Raw genomic sequence first — 14,273 nt, 5'->3', positions numbered from 1 at the left:
GCCCGTGCCACCGCTGTGTGCAGCGGCGATGCTCCCAACCCCTTTTTGCACAGAAAGCCCGCCACTGCCATGAAGCTCTACTACGCCCCCGGCGCCTGCTCGCTCGCCGTCCACATTGCGCTGCGCGAGGTCGGCGTCCCCTTCGACCTGACCAAGGTGGACCTGGCGCACCACACCACCGAGACGGGTGCCAGCTACCTCGACATCTCCCCGCGCGGCTACGTGCCCTTGCTGGAGCTGGACGACCAGTCGCGCCACACCGAAGGCGCGGCGCTGCTGCAGTACGTGGCCGACCTGGACCCGGCGCAGGCGCTGATCGGCAAGCCCGGCTCGCGCGAGCGCCTGGCCGTGCTGGAGTGGCTCACCTTCGTCAGCACCGAGCTGCACAAGGGCTTCAGCCCCTGGCTGTGGCACAAGGAAACGGCCGAGTCCACGCGGCAGGCGGCCAAGGCCAAGCTGGCCGCGCGTTTTGCGGAGCTGGATGCCGTGCTCTCGCGCAGCGACTTCCTGGCGGGCGCGTACAGCGTGGCCGATGCGTATGGCTTCACCATCGTCAACTGGGCCCACCTGCTGGGCATGCCGCTCACGGCCTACCCGCATCTGCAGGCCTGGATGGCACGCGTGGCGGCCCGCCCGCAGGTGCAGGCCGCGCTGCGCGCCGAGGGGCTGGCACCGTGAGCGCAGCAGCGGCTGGCGCGCCCGCGCTCACGCTGGTCTCGCACGCGCTGTGCCCGTATGTGCAGCGCGTGGCCATCGTGCTGCGCGAGAAGGGCCTGGCGTTCGAGCGCCGCACCATCGACCTCGCCCACAAGCCCGACTGGTTCCTGGCCCTCTCGCCGCTGGGCAAGACGCCGGTATTGCAGGTGCGCGGCCAGAGCCTGTTCGAGTCGGCGGTGATCTGCGAGTACCTGGACGAGGTCGCCATGCCCACACTGCACCCGCAGGACCCGCTGCAGCGCGCCCGCCACCGTGCGTGGATGGAATTTGGCTCCACGGTGCTCAACACCATCGGCGCTTTTTACGCCGCGCCGGATGAAGCCGCGCTGCGGGCCCGCGCGCAGGAGCTGCGCGGCCGCTTCGTGCAGCTCGAAGAAGCGCTGGGTGCGTTCAGCGGCGCGGGGCCGTACTTTGCGGGGCCGGATTTCGGCATGGTGGATGTGGTGTTCGGCCCCGTGTTCCGGTACTTCGACGTCATCGACACGTTGCCGGGCGTGGACGGCCTGGGTCTCTGGCAAGGCTTGCCACGTGTGCTGCGCTGGCGCACAGCGCTGGCCGCGCGCGCCTCGGTGCAGCAGGCCGTCAGTGCGGACTATGCCGAAGGGCTGCGTGTGTTCCTGCGGGCGCGCGGCTCGGCACTGTCGCGCCGCATGGACGCGGTGGCGGCGTAGCTGCCTCGATTCAATCGGCCCAGGTGCCCGGCGCCAGCCCGTCGAGCGTGTAGGGCCCGATGGCCGCGCGGATGAGCCGCAGCGTGGGGTGGCCCACGGCGGCCGTCATGCGCCGCACCTGGCGGTTGCGGCCTTCGCGGATGATGAGTTCGATCCACGCGGTGGGGATGGCCTTGCGCTCGCGGATGGGCGGGTTGCGCGCCCACACGGCAGGCGCGGGCGCCAGCAGGCGCGCGCGGGCGGGCAGGGTGGGGCCGTCGTTCAGCACCACGCCGCTGCGCAGCGCGGCCAGCGCGGCTTCGCCCGGGATGCCTTCCACCTGCACCCAGTAGGTCTTCTCCATCTTGAAGCGCGGGTCGGCAATGCGGGCCTGCAACGGCCCGTCGTTGGTCAGCAGCAGCAGCCCTTCGCTGTCGGCGTCCAGCCGCCCCGCCACATACACGCCGGGCAGGTCGATGTAGTCCTTCAGGCCCTGCCACTTGCCTTCGGCGGTGAACTGGCTCAGCACGCCATAGGGTTTGTTGAAGCGGATCAGGCGCGAGGTCATGCGGGGAATTGTGTTTGAATGAAATTGGCCGCTGGCGCTTGTCCATCAAGCGCAAGAAGCTATCAAAATAATAGCTATGCGGGGACAAACAGCGCCGGGTCCACCATGGTGCGGTTGAGCATCACGCCCCAGTGCAGGTGCGGGCCGGTCACGCGGCCGGTGGCGCCCACCTTGCAGAACGCGTCGCCCGCGTTCACCACGTCGCCCACGCGCACGTCCTTGCTGCTGAGGTGGGCGTACACGGTGAGCAGGCCCCGGCCGTGGTCGAGCCACACCGTGCCGCCGCTGAAGAAGTAGTCGCCCACGTCGATCACCCGGCCCGCCAGCGGCGCCACGATGGGCGTGCCCGTGGGCGCGGCGATGTCCATGCCGCTGTGCGGGTTGCGCGGCTGGCCGTTGAACACGCGCCGCAGCCCGAACGAGCTGGAGCGCCGCCCCGGCACCGGCACGCGCATGCGCGGCGATGCCGGCGCCTGGCCCGCGGGCTGCTCGGTGAAGGTGGCCATGACCCCGGCCTGGTGCTCGCGCTCGCGCTCGTAGCGTGCCTGGTCCTCGGGCGAGAGGTCCACCGTGCGCGGCGACACCTGCAGGTGCTGCTCCTTGTACTGCTTGTGCGCGACGGTGTAGTGCACCAGGCGCGGGCTGCCGCCGCCTTCGGCCAGCACGGTGATGAACGCATCGCCGGGCGCGGCGGCCAGCGGGATGCCCACGAGGGCGGTCCATTCGATGGCATCGCCCACCACCCGCAGCGGCACATCCACATCGCCCTGGCGCACCTGCGCCACCGGCCGCATGGCCGCGGGCCCGAGCGACAGCCGCGCCACGCCCCCCGGCACCTGCAGCGCCTGGGGCCATACGGTGGGCGCGGGTGGCAAGGGCTTGGCGTGCAGCAGCCCCAGCATGGCGGGCTGCGCCAGAAGACCCGCCGCGCCCACCAGGGCGCTGCGACGGTTGATGGGGAGGGCTGGGTGGACGAGGGCAGGGCGGGCAGATTCAGACACGGCAGGGCAGGGATAAAAAGCGCAGTGGTGTGTGTTTGGGGAGACGGTGCGATGCGGCCGCTGTCGCGACCCGCACCAGCGATTGTGCCCCCGGTGTTGGCGGTGTCCGCCTACATTGCTCCGCCGGGCCGCCACCTACCATCGCGCCATGCCGAAAGCCGCCCACCGCCGCCGCCCTTCCACCCTGCTCACGGTTTTTCTCACGGCCCTGGCCACGGGCGCGCTGGTGTTGCTGGCGCTCAACTTCACGGCCGGCGAGAAGAAGGTGCAGCAACAACTGCCGCGCCTGTACAGCACCGCCCACCCGCAGTTCGAACGCGCGCTGGGCAGCCTGCTGGGCCCGGGCATCGTGGGCGGCAATGCGGTGACCGAGCTGCTCAACGGCGACCAGATCTTTCCGCCCATGCTGGCGGCCATCCAGGCGGCGCAAAAAAGCGTCACGTTCGAGACGTACATCTACTGGTCGGGCGACATCGGCAAGCAGTTTGCCGACGCCCTGAGCGAGCGCGCCCGCGCCGGCGTGCCGGTGCATGTGCTGCTCGACTGGGTGGGCAGCGCCAAGATGGAAGAGAGCTACCTGGCCGAGATGAAGGAGGCGGGCGTGCAGATCGAGAAGTTCCACAAGCCCCATTGGTACAACCTGGCGCGCCTGAACAACCGCACCCACCGCAAGCTGCTGGTGGCGGACGGGCAGGTGGCGTTCACCGGCGGCGTGGGCATCGCGCCCGAGTGGACGGGCCACGCACAGGACCCCGACCACTGGCGCGACTCGCACTACCTGGTGCGCGGCCCCGCCGTGGCGCAGATGCAGGCCACATTTCTGGACAACTGGCTCAAGGTCACCGGCAAGGTGCTGCATGGCGAGGCGTACTTCCCGGCCATCGCGCCGGCGGGCACGCAAAAGGCGCAGATGTTCTCCAGCTCGCCTTCGAGCGGCAGCGAGAGCATGCAGCTCATGTACCACCTGGCCATCACGGCGGCCGAGCGCAGCATCGACCTGTCGGTGGCGTATTTCGTGCCCGATGAACTGACCCGCAAGTTGCTGATGGACGCCCTGGCGCGCGGCGTGCGCGTGCGCCTGGTCACCCCCGGCGAACACACCGACACCGAGACGGTGAAAGCCGCATCCCGCGCCACCTGGGGCGAGCTGCTGCAGGCCGGGGCCGAGATCTATGAGTACACGCCCACCATGTACCACTGCAAGGTCATGATCGTGGACCAGCTGCTGGTGTCGGTGGGCTCCACCAATTTCGACAACCGCTCGTTCCGCCTGAACGACGAGGCCAACCTCAACGTGTACGACGCGGCATTCGCCAGGCGCCAGACAGCGGTGTTTGAAGACGACATCCGGCGGTCACGCCGCGTGACGTACGAGGCCTGGCGGGACCGCCCGCTGCGGGAGAAGGCGCACGAGAAACTGACGGGCTGGCTGCGCTCGCAGCTGTAATGGTGCTTGGGTGAAATAGGGCGCCAGCGCTCATGGTGAAATCGCCGGCCGCTATCAAAAGTGTAGTTTTCTGCTTTGGATGCGGCGTGGGGCGGGGGCGCCCCACGCCGGCATTGTCCCCTGTCCCACCGCTCAGTGCGTCACAAACTCGTACGTCACCGCTTCGCTGTCCACCATGTCGAGGATGTCGTCCAGCACGTCCTCGTCGTCGGTGCTGGCCCACAGGTCTTCGGGGTCGGCCGCAAACAGCGGTTCGATGGCGATGTCCATGTACTTGCCATCGGGTAGCTTGATGACGGGCGTGCCCTCGGAGGTATCGGCCAGCTCCCAGTCATCGGGCACGGTCATTTCGAGTTGGATGGTGACGTTGAGTTTTTTCATGGCGAGTCCTTGTTGCTGAACCGGGCAGGGTAACCGAGTTTGACAAGAAATGGGCGCGTAGCGCTTATTGGACAAGCGCAATATGCTATAAAAAATAGAGCATTGGCCGTGGACGGAGCCTGGGCGTGCCGGCCCCTGCGCGGTGCGGGCCTGCATGGCACGCCGCTTGCAACGCTGGGGTGTTGTGCAAACGCTGCCGTCAACGCGCGTCCATGCACGCGTGCACTGCCCGTCCTGCGCCGCTGGCACCACCCCGGATGAACGCCCCTGGCTTTTGCCCGGGGGCCTGCTGTAATGTTTGCGGCGACGGGGTGTGCCGGCCGCTGCGGCCCGCGTGGCCGGTGCACCGTGCTGCCACACCCTTCGCCAAGCCACCTTTCACCCACTGGAGAACCTCGAAATGATCCCCAAGAAAATCCTCGCCCTTGCCGCAGCCGCCTTGGTGGCCAGCCTTGCTTTCAGCCAGGCCGCGCAGGCCGGCCCCCGGCTCGACAAGATCATGGAGGCCAAGGTCATCCGCGTGGGCACGCCTGGCGACTACCGCCCGTTTGCCATCAAGACCGACGCGGGCTACTCGGGCCATGACATCGACGTGATCGAGACCATGGCCAAGGAGCTGGGTGTGAAGATCGAATACGTGCCCACCACCTGGCCCAACCTGGTGAAGGACCTGCAGGGCGACAGGTTCGATGTGGCGGTGGGCGGCATCACGCGCAACGTCAACCGCATGCGCATCTTTGACATGCTGCCCGGCTACGCACCCTTCGGCAAGGTGGCCCTGGTGCGCGCGGCCGACAAGGCCAAATACACCAGCGTGGACGCGATGAACCAGCCCACGGTGCGTGTCATCAAGAACCCCGGGGGCACCAACGAAACCTATGTGCTGGCCAACCTGAAAACAGCCCAGGTCAGCACGCACGACAAGAACGCCGAGATCCCCGCGCTGATCGCCGAGGGCAAGGGCGACGTGATGATCACCGAGACGTACGAGGCCCTGCACTATGCCAAGGCCGACCCGCGCCTGCACGCCGCGTTCGTGGATGCACCGCTCACGCCCAAGAACTACCTGGGCTTCATGCTGCCCACCGACGATGCCGACTATGTGCGCGTGATGGGCTTCGTGTGGGGCCTGGTGGACAGCCGGGGCACCATCAAGCAAGCCGCCGACAAGTGGCTGAAGTGAAGTGATGTGATGTGAATTGAGGGAAGGGGAGGGGCTGGGGCGGCGGGCGCGTGGCGCGGCACCGCCTGCCGGTGCGCTGCCGTTCACCTTGCGGCCGGGCCGTGTGCATGGCCCGGCCGGCACCGATTTACTCCGCCGGAATCTCCGGCTCCACCAGCAGCGCCAGCAGCTGCAGCGACTCCTGCCAGCCCAGGTAGCACGCCTCGGCGGGGATCACGGCCGGAATGCCCGCCTGCACGATGGACACCTCGGTGCCCACGATCACTTTTTTCAGCTGGATGGTGGTGCGCATCTCGCCCGGCAGGTTGGGGTCGTCGAACCGGTCGGTGTGCACGATGCGCTCGCCCGGAACCAGCTCCACATACTCGCCACCAAACGCATGCGTCTGGCCGTTGCTGAAGTTGGTGAACTGCATGCGGTAGGTGCCGCCCACGCGGGCATCCAGGCTCAGCACCCGGCCGGTGAACCCATGGGGCGGCAGCCACTTGCACATGGCGTCGGGGTCCAGGAACGCGCGGTAGATGCGCTCGGCCGGTGCGCGCAGCACGCGGTGCAGGGTGACGGTGCCTGTGGGGGTGGTGTTGGTGGTCATGCTGGGGTCTCCTTGGGGGTGGACATCAGGGTGGATGAAGGCGTGAGCCGCTCAACCATATCGCTCATTCAACGTGTTCACACCCTGACGACGAACGGGCCCGCGCGTTTTCGACAAGCCGCCGCTGCCACCGCGGTTTTTTTTCGTTTCAGGCGGAAACCGTGCGGGCCCCAAAACTCTCGCTGCCCTGGGCCCAGGCCAGCAGCCGGTCGATGTTGGGGTGCTTGCCCGGGAAGGCCTGCGCGTCGGCCACATGCTCGGCGTACCACTCCAGCCCCAGGGTGGCGGCCGCGGGCGTGATGCGGCCGCCATACAGCGCCGCCAGCGCGGCATACACGGCCAGCGAACCCGTCTGGCCGGGCTTGTTCTCGATGGTGGCCAGCACCTGGCCGCCAGCGTCCAGCAGGTGCAGGGCGGCGAGGTGGCTTGTGGAAGGAAGCAGCTGAAGGCGGTTTGCGAAATTCATGGGCAAGGACAAAGGGTGGGTGCCACGGGCGGATTCCCCGGCCCGCAGCGAATGGATGGATCGTGTGGGCCCGCATTGTCGTGCCACCCGGTGGGCCGCACAAACGATCCCGTGTCCCGCGCAGCGCGCCTGAATCTTTTTACGAAGGATTGACCAATTCATAGCTGTTTGGTTATTATTCGTCACCCATAACCAATGAGTTATATCCTGTGAAATCCCCTGAAGACCTGACCTTCGCGGCGTTGTCGGACCCCACGCGCCGTTCCATCTTCCAGCAGCTGTCCCGGGAGGGGCAGCAGACCGTGAACGTGCTGACGGGGCATTCCCACATTTCGCAACCCGCAGTGTCCAAGCACCTGGCCGTGCTCAAGCGCGCGGGGCTGGTGGAAGACCGCCGTGCCGGGCGCGAAACCTACTACCAGGTGCGGCGCGAAGGGTTGGAGCCCCTGGTGGACTGGATGAGCGTCTATGCCGGCTTCTGGAACCAGCGCCTGGATGACCTGGAGAACCTGCTCGGACGCATGGACCAATGACTGCGCAACTCCACTCCAGCAAAGACACCATGCAGAACCGCCATCACCGTTCCAGCCCCGAGGCTGCCGTCGCGCTCACCTTGCAGGCGGTGCGCCATGGCTGACGCAACCCGATCCCATGGCCCCACCCCCACGGCGCAAGGCACCCGGTCCCTGGTGTTTGAGCGGCAGCTACCCCACCCGCGCGAGAAGGTCTGGCGCGCGCTCACCCAGTCCTGGCTGATGCAGGAGTGGCTCATGCCAAACGACTTCGTGGCCGAGGTGGGGCACCGCTTCACGGTGCGCGCGCAGCCGCTACCGGGCTGGTCGGGCGTAACGCACTGCGAGGTGACCCTGGTGGAGGAGCCCAGCCAGCTCGCCTACCGCTGGGGCAACGGCACCGAGTCGGCCAATGGGCTCATCACCCACATCACCTGGACCTTGCAGGAGCACGGCGGCGGCACGCTGCTGCGCATGGAGCAGGCGGGTTTCCGGCCCAACGATGGCATCAGCTTCGAGCGCATGGGCGGCTTGTGGCCGCGCATTCTGGAGCGCCTGGAGCAGGTGGTGCACAGCCGCGAAGGCCCCTAACGCCCAGCTTGCCACGGCCTAGCCAACCTCCCTCATATCCCTCACCCACAGTTTCTCAACCCATGAACTCAAGCATGAACATGACCCTGACGACGCCCACTCCCCAACCCACCCGCGCCCCTGGTGTGCGCATTGCCATCGTCTTTCACAGCGGCTATGGCCACACGGCCCGGCAGGCCCAGGCCGTGAAAGAAGGCGTGGCGCAGGTGGAGGGCACCGAGCCCCTCCTCATGACCGTGGAAGAAGCGCCTTCGCGATGGAATGACCTCGCGTCCGCCGACGCCATCATCTTCGGCGCGCCCACCTATGTCGCCAGCGCCTCTGCGCAGTTCAAGGCTTTTCAGGAAGCCACGTCCAACGTGGTCATGGCCAAAGGCCTCGGCTGGAAGGACAAGATCGCCGCGGGCTTCACCAACTCCGGCTCGCGCTCGGGGGACAAGCTTTCCACCCTGATGCAGATGGCCCTGTTCGCCGCGCAGCACGGCATGCACTGGGTGAACCTGGCGCTGCCCCCGGGCAACTGCTCGTCCACCGGGTCGGAGGAAGACCTGAACCGCCTGGGCTTCTGGCTGGGCGCCGCCGCGCAGTCCAACACCGACCAGGGTGCCGACGTGGTGCCGCCAGAGGCAGACCTGGCCACGGCGCGGTACCTGGGGGCACGCGTGGCCCACACCACGCTGCAGTTTGTGCGGGGGCGTGTGCACTGAGGCTGGCTTGTGGCCTTCTGGCCAGCGCGCTGAGATTTCAGTGAAATGGGCTGCTGGCGCTGGATGGATGAGCGCTGGCAGCTATCAAAACTGAAGCGCAACCGATTCCAGGAAGAAAGACGCACCGGCCCCTGCGCGCGCGGGCACCGGTTCAGGCCTGCCACACCCCAAACCCCGCCGAGCGCAGGTCGATGCCGATCTCGATCTCCCGGTCCACCGCGTCTTCGTAGCTCATGGGGTTGAAGCCTTCGTACAGGTCGGGCAGCAGGCGCAGGCCGTACTGCTGCACAAACCGGTTCGCCTGGATGCCTGCCTTGTGCTTGTCAAACCGCACGTCCGGGTCCAGGCCCGTCATGCCCACGTACACGCAGGGTTTGCCGTCGATGTAGCCGGGATTGTTCTTGCGAAAGCGGGGCTCGTTCAGCACGTCCTTCGAAAGCTCGACGACATAGACGTGGTGGTGGAGTTTGCGGCGGGGCATGGAGCGACAGGAGGAAAAAAGAACCACCGGCGCAGCGGGAACACGCGCAGGCAGCGCCGGCAAGCGTAGCAAAACCCGGCGCATTGCTGGCGCGGATGCTCCGGCACTGCCCAATTTCGCGCCTTTTAAAACTAAAAAGAATATTAATTCAAATTCAAATGCGAATTGATATATACTGACTGGGTTGCAGTCACGGCCCTTGACGCGTGCCGTCACCGCAACGCCTGCTCTGTGGCGGCCATCCGCCCCAGTCCAGCCGCCTTTTGCGACCTTTGTCGCCCAGTGGGTCTGTAGAGCTGCAGCCCACCGAGTCCCTCGATGCTCACGCAGGTCGATTTCCAAGCCTGCGATCCTGAATGAACCAGATTTCAAAGACCGCCATTTCCATGGGCCAGTACGTCGTTTCGCCCGCGACACACCCGACCGACTGCGGCCGCTTCCGCGCCTCCTTCTCGGTCCATCGTTCCCAAGGCAACGGCAGCTACTGCCGTGTCTTCCGTTTCGACAAAGCCTTTGCCTCGCGCGAAGCCGCCCGGCTCTTTGCCGTTACCCAGGGCTGGCTGCAAACGTGCATGCCGCATCCCCCCGTGTGCTGATGGATGGCCTGTCCACCGCAGACCCCATCCACGCTTCCCCGTTGTGGCGGACATCCGGTCCGCACACCCTTGTCCCAACGGTGCGCCCTGCGTTGCGCGCCCTCCTTCAGAAAGGCTCCTCCATGAGCACCAAGATCTACGTGGGCAACCTGCCCTATTCCGTGACCGATTCCAGCCTGGAAAGCAACTTTGCCGAGTTTGGCCGGGTTTCCTCCGCCAAGGTCATGATGGACCGCGAAACCGGTCGCTCCAAGGGCTTCGGCTTTGTGGAAATGGCGTCCGCCGAAGTCGCCCAGGCCGCCATCACCGCGCTGCACGGCATGTCCGTCGATGGGCGCGCGATTGTCGTGAACCTCGCCCGCCCCCGCGAAGAGGGTGGCGGCTCGGGTGGCTACAGCGCGGGCGGCTACAGTGCCAGCAAACGCTCGGACATCGGCTACGGCACGGGTGGCTACGGCGGCGGGCGCTACTGAACCCGGCAGCTTCCTCTGAAAAACCGGCTCCGCGGAGCCGGTTTTTTTTTCGTCCCGGCCCAGCGGCATGGAGCCATCCCCACAGCGGCGCGGGCCACCTTGCGCGCGCGGTGCACTGGGGCAGAATCCAGCCATTGGTGAGCTGAAGAACGGCAAACCAAGGAAGCACATCACATGAAATCCATCCATTGGTTCTCCCTGGCTGCGCTCGTCCTGGGGCTGGCGCTGCTCTTCCTGGGGTCTTCAACCGCAGGCGGGGTCGTCCTGGGGCTTGCCTTCGCCGTGGAGCTGATTTGCTCCGCATTGACGGGAAAACAGACGAACGATGGCACCCATTGATGTCCGCAAGGGGCGCGGAAGCGGCGCCGTCCGTGAAGAAAAAAATGGCCGGCCAACCTAGGCCCGCCTGGAGGCCTCCTACGGAGGGCTTCCCAAAGCGCCTAGCAGGCGTGCGCTCACCTCTGATGCATCAAGCGTGGCGAACTGCATGTTGTGCTGATCCGTCAGCCGGCCGTGGCCCGGTTCCATGCCACCGTCAGCGCCGTAGCCCATGGCCTTGAACTTCCAGACCCCGCCGACCAGCTTGAGCGAACCCACATGCGCCCCATCGGCGGTGTGCACTGACACCACCCCGGCGTTGAGCGGCAACAACTGCAAGGGGCCCGCCACCGGGCCGGGCGGCACGTGGGCGAAGGTGGGAGTGAACGTGGCCGACAAGGGCTGGGTGTGAGGCATGGCGGTGTTTGTATCGTAAAAGCGCGGCGCCCACCGCCTGGTGCCGTGCGGGGAATCGGCAGGCAGAAGTCTGTCTACGGCCACAAGCGGTCGTCCGTTTTGTTTAACCACTCTAACCAAAGGCGTTCGACCTGTACCTGTACATCATTGTGAACATGCCTCGGCAGACAAGGTCAGCGGGATATTCCAGGTAGAGATCGCGTGGACGTGAGCCGACCGCTGAGTTTGAGGCCATCGCGCATGTTCATCACGAGGAGTGAAAAGTTCACTGCCCCCGCCAACAGCTCCACACCTTGCAACGCATAGAAAACGCCGTCGAAACGACCGGCATTGGCCCAAGACGCCAGTACGAAAGCGCTGGGCAGCAGCACCAACAGGCCGTTGGCTGCCACCAGCTTCATGCGTCGACCCTTGACGCTGACGAGGCGACCGCCACGGCCCTTCGCAAGTGAAAAACCACTGCCGCCCGTGGCAACCATTGACGGTATCAATAGCCACATACCGCTCAACACCGCGTTCTTGACGACAGCGACACTTGCCTGATCCATGAAAAACTCTGACACGACGGTCGATAGCCAGAACGTGGTGATGCAAAGCAGCGCGACAGATCCGAAGATTGCATGGAGTTTCGATTTCATGATTTGATCTTTGAAGAGGTGTTGACGTTCTGCAGCTCACGCAGCATTGATTCGAGCGTTTGTGTGGCAATGCTGGATTGGGCAGCCGGAATCAGCGTAGCCAATTCGGCAGCTCGTGCGGTCCACATGGCATCGGCCTTGCGGTACAGGGTCAAACCCTGTGGGGTCAAGGCGTAAACCGGCGAGCGCCGATGCGTCGGATTCGGATGCGCCTCGACAAGCCCCTGTTCGAGCAGCAGGTTGAGTTGCTTTTGCGCCCCCTGCCGCGTGACGCCCATCGCTTCGCCCACCTGAGGGGCGGTCAGTGGCGTGCTGGCCAGCGCTATGGCGCCCAGCATCTGCCAGCGAGCGCTGGTCAGACCGAGAGGCGCGACCAGCTGGTCACCCCACTGCAACAACACGCCGTTCACGCGAAACACGGACAGCGTCAACTGGGTGACGGCTACGGCGCCTAGGTTAGGCGCAGTTGGGACTGGATTTTGCCGATTCATGACAACTAGTTTCCATTATTGGAAACTAGTTGTCAATATGGGCAGAAGTTCACGAAGATTGGCCGGTCAAGTAACGAGTGGTTTCTGTTGAACCCAGAAGGTCCGCTTTGGGCTCTAAGCTGTCATCAGCCCAAAAGCAAAAGGCCGGAAGACCTCACAGTCTGCCGGCCTTTCTTTGTTCAGAGAGAAATCACTTCCCCCAGGAATCCTTCAAACCCACCGCCAAGTTGAACACCGGCTTCCCCGCCGCGTGATCCACCCGGTCCGCCACAAAATACCCATGCCGCTCGAACTGGAACTTGTCGTCTGGCCGTGCATTGGCCAATGACGGCTCCACGATGGCTGTCACCACCTTCAGGCTGTTCGGGTTCAGGCTTTCGATGAAGTCCTTGCCGCCTGCGTCGGGCTGGGCGTCCAGGAACAGGCGGTCGTACATGCGCACTTCGGCCTGCACGCCGTCGGCCACGCCCACCCAGGTGATGGCGGCCTTGACCTTCACGCTGTCGGCGCCGGGGGTGCCGCTCTTGGTGTCGGGCACCACGGTGGCCAGCACTTCGGTGATGTTGCCAGCGGCATCCTTGGTGCACCCGGTGCATTCGATGACGTAGCCGCCCTTCAGGCGCACCTTGTTGCCCGGGAACAGGCGCTTGTAGCCCTTGGGGGGCACTTCTTCAAAGTCTTCGCGTTCGATCCAGACTTCCTTGCCGATGGTGAAGTGGCGCTCGGGGCTTTCCACGCCTTCAGGGGGGTGGGGCAGGGAGGGCAGGGTGCAGGGCTCCAGGTGGCCCGCGCCCATGACGTCGTCCCAGTTGGTGAGCACCAGCTTGACGGGGTTGAGCACAGCCATGCCGCGGAAGGCCTTGAGCTCCAGGTCTTCGCGCAGGCAGCCTTCCAGGGTGCTGTAGTCGATCCAGCTGTCGCTCTTGGTCACGCCGATGCGTTCGGCAAAGGTCTGGATGGCCTCGGGCGTGTAGCCCCGGCGGCGCAGGCCCACGATGGTGGGCATGCGCGGGTCGTCCCAGCCGCTGACCTTGTGGTCATACACCAGCTGCGCGAGCTTGCGCTTGCTGGTGATGACGTAGGTGAGGTTCAGGCGCGCGAATTCGTACTGGCGGGGGGGCGGGCTGGCCAGCAGGCCGCCTTCGGTCAGGCGCTCCAGGAGCCAGTCGTAGAACGGGCGCTGGTCTTCGAATTCCAGCGTGCACAGGCTGTGGGTGATTTGCTCCAGCGCATCCTCGATGGGGTGCGCGTAGGTGTACATCGGGTAGATGCACCAGGTGTCGCCGGTGTTGTGGTGCGTGGCGCGGCGGATGCGGTAGATGGCCGGGTCGCGCATGTTGATGTTGGGGCTGGCCATGTCGATCTTGGCGCGCAGCACCATGGAGCCGTCTTCGTGCAGGCCGGCCTTCATCTCGCGGAACTTGGCCAGGTTTTCGGCCGGGGTGCGGCTGCGAAAGGGGCTGTCGGTGCCGGGCTTGCTGAAGTCGCCGCGGTTGATGCGGATCTGCTCGACGGTCTGTTCGTCCACGTAGGCGTGGCCGGCCTCGATCAGGTACTCCGCCGCGCGGTACATGAAGTCGAAATAGTCGCTCGCCTGGTAGGGCGGGGCGCTGGGGTGGCCGTTCCAGTCAAAACCCAGCCATTTCACCGCGTCGATGATGCTGTTGACGTATTCGGTGTCTTCTTTTTCGGGGTTGGTGTCGTCAAAGCGCAGGTGGCACACGCCGCCGTAGTCGCGTGCCAGGCCGAAGTTGATGCAGATGCTCTTGGCGTGGCCCACGTGCAGGTAGCCGTTGGGTTCGGGCGGGAAGCGGGTGCGGATCCTGGCGGGGTCGGGCTGGCCGATGGCGTGGTGGGCGGCGTCGCCCGGGCTGCCGCCCCAGCGGCGGGAGGCGTAGGTGCCTTTTTCCAGGTCGTTTTCGATGACCTGGCGCAGAAAGTTGCTGGGCTTGGCGGTTTCCAGGGATGCTGCGGGGGCAGCGCCGGGGGTGCCGGCGGCAGGATTGGCGGGGTTTGGGGTGCTCATTGGGTCATTTTAGGCGCC

Annotated in this window: 20 protein-coding genes; 10 read left to right on the top strand and 10 right to left on the bottom strand. The window is 65.7% G+C overall.

Translation table 11 applies throughout. The annotated features are described in order from the left end of the window. Positions 1-69 precede the first annotated feature (69 nt). Together gstA and AC1RCS_RS19200 are read left to right on the top strand one after the other, a co-directional pair. On the top strand, positions 70-678 hold the full coding sequence (gene gstA, locus AC1RCS_RS19205; protein WP_369641954.1) for a glutathione transferase GstA: 609 nt from the start codon (positions 70-72) through the stop codon (positions 676-678). Further along, entirely contained in the window at positions 675-1,388 is a 714-nt protein-coding gene (locus tag AC1RCS_RS19200; RefSeq protein ID WP_492245615.1) for a glutathione S-transferase family protein, read from the top strand. Before gstA ends, AC1RCS_RS19200 begins: the two co-directional genes overlap by 4 nt. A 10-nt stretch (positions 1,389-1,398) precedes the next feature. On the opposite strand, the gene AC1RCS_RS19195 is transcribed toward AC1RCS_RS19200, so the two are convergent. Both AC1RCS_RS19195 and AC1RCS_RS19190 read right to left on the bottom strand, forming a co-directional pair. Beyond that, positions 1,399-1,935, bottom strand: a complete 537-nt coding sequence (locus tag AC1RCS_RS19195; RefSeq protein ID WP_492245616.1) for a pseudouridine synthase — start codon at positions 1,933-1,935, stop codon at positions 1,399-1,401. A gap of 74 nt (positions 1,936-2,009) precedes the next feature. Continuing rightward, entirely contained in the window at positions 2,010-2,936 is a 927-nt protein-coding gene (locus AC1RCS_RS19190; RefSeq protein WP_492245617.1) for a peptidoglycan DD-metalloendopeptidase family protein, read from the bottom strand. Between the two features lie 148 nt (positions 2,937-3,084). Between AC1RCS_RS19190 and AC1RCS_RS19185 the strand changes: the two genes are divergently transcribed. Continuing rightward, on the top strand, positions 3,085-4,383 hold the full coding sequence (locus AC1RCS_RS19185; RefSeq protein ID WP_492245618.1) for a phospholipase D-like domain-containing protein: 1,299 nt from the start codon (positions 3,085-3,087) through the stop codon (positions 4,381-4,383). Positions 4,384-4,515: 132 nt separating this feature from the next. Here AC1RCS_RS19185 and AC1RCS_RS19180 read toward each other — a convergent pair whose 3' ends face one another. Next, complete coding sequence (locus tag AC1RCS_RS19180; protein ID WP_218293999.1) at positions 4,516-4,764, bottom strand: hypothetical protein; 249 nt, start codon at positions 4,762-4,764, stop codon at positions 4,516-4,518. 400 nt (positions 4,765-5,164) lie between these two features. Here AC1RCS_RS19180 and AC1RCS_RS19175 point away from each other — a divergent pair, with 400 nt between their 5' ends. Further along, complete coding sequence (locus AC1RCS_RS19175; RefSeq protein ID WP_492245619.1) at positions 5,165-5,947, top strand: transporter substrate-binding domain-containing protein; 783 nt, start codon at positions 5,165-5,167, stop codon at positions 5,945-5,947. A 127-nt stretch (positions 5,948-6,074) separates the two neighbouring features. On the opposite strand, the gene AC1RCS_RS19170 is transcribed toward AC1RCS_RS19175, so the two are convergent. Then, on the bottom strand, positions 6,075-6,539 hold the full coding sequence (locus tag AC1RCS_RS19170) for an SRPBCC family protein (RefSeq protein ID WP_218294001.1): 465 nt from the start codon (positions 6,537-6,539) through the stop codon (positions 6,075-6,077). A gap of 148 nt (positions 6,540-6,687) precedes the next feature. Beyond that, complete coding sequence (locus AC1RCS_RS19165; protein ID WP_492245620.1) at positions 6,688-7,005, bottom strand: DUF2322 family protein; 318 nt, start codon at positions 7,003-7,005, stop codon at positions 6,688-6,690. 209 nt (positions 7,006-7,214) lie between these two features. On the opposite strand from AC1RCS_RS19165, the gene AC1RCS_RS19160 reads away from it, so the two are divergent. From AC1RCS_RS19160 to AC1RCS_RS19150, 3 genes are all read left to right on the top strand, one after another. After that, positions 7,215-7,538: an ArsR/SmtB family transcription factor gene (locus AC1RCS_RS19160; protein ID WP_492245621.1), complete on the top strand. Its 324-nt coding sequence runs from the start codon at positions 7,215-7,217 to the stop codon at positions 7,536-7,538. A 96-nt stretch (positions 7,539-7,634) separates the two neighbouring features. Then, the gene (locus AC1RCS_RS19155; RefSeq protein ID WP_218340725.1) at positions 7,635-8,108 is read left to right on the top strand and encodes an SRPBCC family protein; all 474 of its coding nucleotides are present in this window, start codon (positions 7,635-7,637) and stop codon (positions 8,106-8,108) included. An 80-nt stretch (positions 8,109-8,188) separates the two neighbouring features. Next, positions 8,189-8,815 carry a flavodoxin family protein gene (locus AC1RCS_RS19150; protein WP_492245643.1) on the top strand — a complete coding sequence of 209 codons (627 nt, stop codon included), beginning with the start codon at positions 8,189-8,191 and terminating at the stop codon, positions 8,813-8,815. Positions 8,816-8,966: 151 nt separating this feature from the next. Here the strand turns inward: AC1RCS_RS19150 and AC1RCS_RS19145 are convergent, their stop codons facing one another. Next, positions 8,967-9,296: a hypothetical protein gene (locus AC1RCS_RS19145; protein ID WP_218294004.1), complete on the bottom strand. Its 330-nt coding sequence runs from the start codon at positions 9,294-9,296 to the stop codon at positions 8,967-8,969. Between the two features lie 356 nt (positions 9,297-9,652). On the opposite strand from AC1RCS_RS19145, the gene AC1RCS_RS19140 reads away from it, so the two are divergent. From AC1RCS_RS19140 to AC1RCS_RS19130, 3 genes are all read left to right on the top strand, one after another. After that, positions 9,653-9,892 (top strand): hypothetical protein, encoded by a 240-nt coding sequence (locus tag AC1RCS_RS19140; protein WP_218294005.1) that lies wholly within the window; start codon positions 9,653-9,655, stop codon positions 9,890-9,892. A gap of 122 nt (positions 9,893-10,014) precedes the next feature. Then, positions 10,015-10,365 carry an RNA-binding regulator gene (gene rbp / locus AC1RCS_RS19135; protein WP_218294006.1) on the top strand — a complete coding sequence of 117 codons (351 nt, stop codon included), beginning with the start codon at positions 10,015-10,017 and terminating at the stop codon, positions 10,363-10,365. Between the two features lie 174 nt (positions 10,366-10,539). Then, positions 10,540-10,704 (top strand): hypothetical protein, encoded by a 165-nt coding sequence (locus tag AC1RCS_RS19130; protein WP_218294007.1) that lies wholly within the window; start codon positions 10,540-10,542, stop codon positions 10,702-10,704. A 78-nt stretch (positions 10,705-10,782) separates the two neighbouring features. Here AC1RCS_RS19130 and AC1RCS_RS19125 read toward each other — a convergent pair whose 3' ends face one another. The 4 genes from AC1RCS_RS19125 to AC1RCS_RS19110 form a co-directional block, all read right to left on the bottom strand. After that, the gene (locus AC1RCS_RS19125) at positions 10,783-11,100 is read right to left on the bottom strand and encodes a hypothetical protein (protein ID WP_492245622.1); all 318 of its coding nucleotides are present in this window, start codon (positions 11,098-11,100) and stop codon (positions 10,783-10,785) included. A gap of 173 nt (positions 11,101-11,273) precedes the next feature. Then, positions 11,274-11,738: a hypothetical protein gene (locus AC1RCS_RS19120; protein ID WP_492245623.1), complete on the bottom strand. Its 465-nt coding sequence runs from the start codon at positions 11,736-11,738 to the stop codon at positions 11,274-11,276. Continuing rightward, complete coding sequence (locus tag AC1RCS_RS19115; protein WP_492245624.1) at positions 11,735-12,229, bottom strand: MarR family winged helix-turn-helix transcriptional regulator; 495 nt, start codon at positions 12,227-12,229, stop codon at positions 11,735-11,737. Before AC1RCS_RS19115 ends, AC1RCS_RS19120 begins: the two co-directional genes overlap by 4 nt. A 190-nt stretch (positions 12,230-12,419) precedes the next feature. Beyond that, a complete protein-coding gene (locus AC1RCS_RS19110) occupies positions 12,420-14,255 on the bottom strand; it encodes a glutamine--tRNA ligase/YqeY domain fusion protein (RefSeq protein ID WP_492245625.1) in 1,836 nt (611 codons plus the stop codon). Positions 14,256-14,273: the final 18 nt, after the last annotated feature.

The organism is Acidovorax sp. GW823-FHT01C06 (assembly GCF_058798375.1).
Note: the sequence above shows the minus strand (reverse complement) of the source record. Positions and strands in the feature narration are given on the sequence as shown.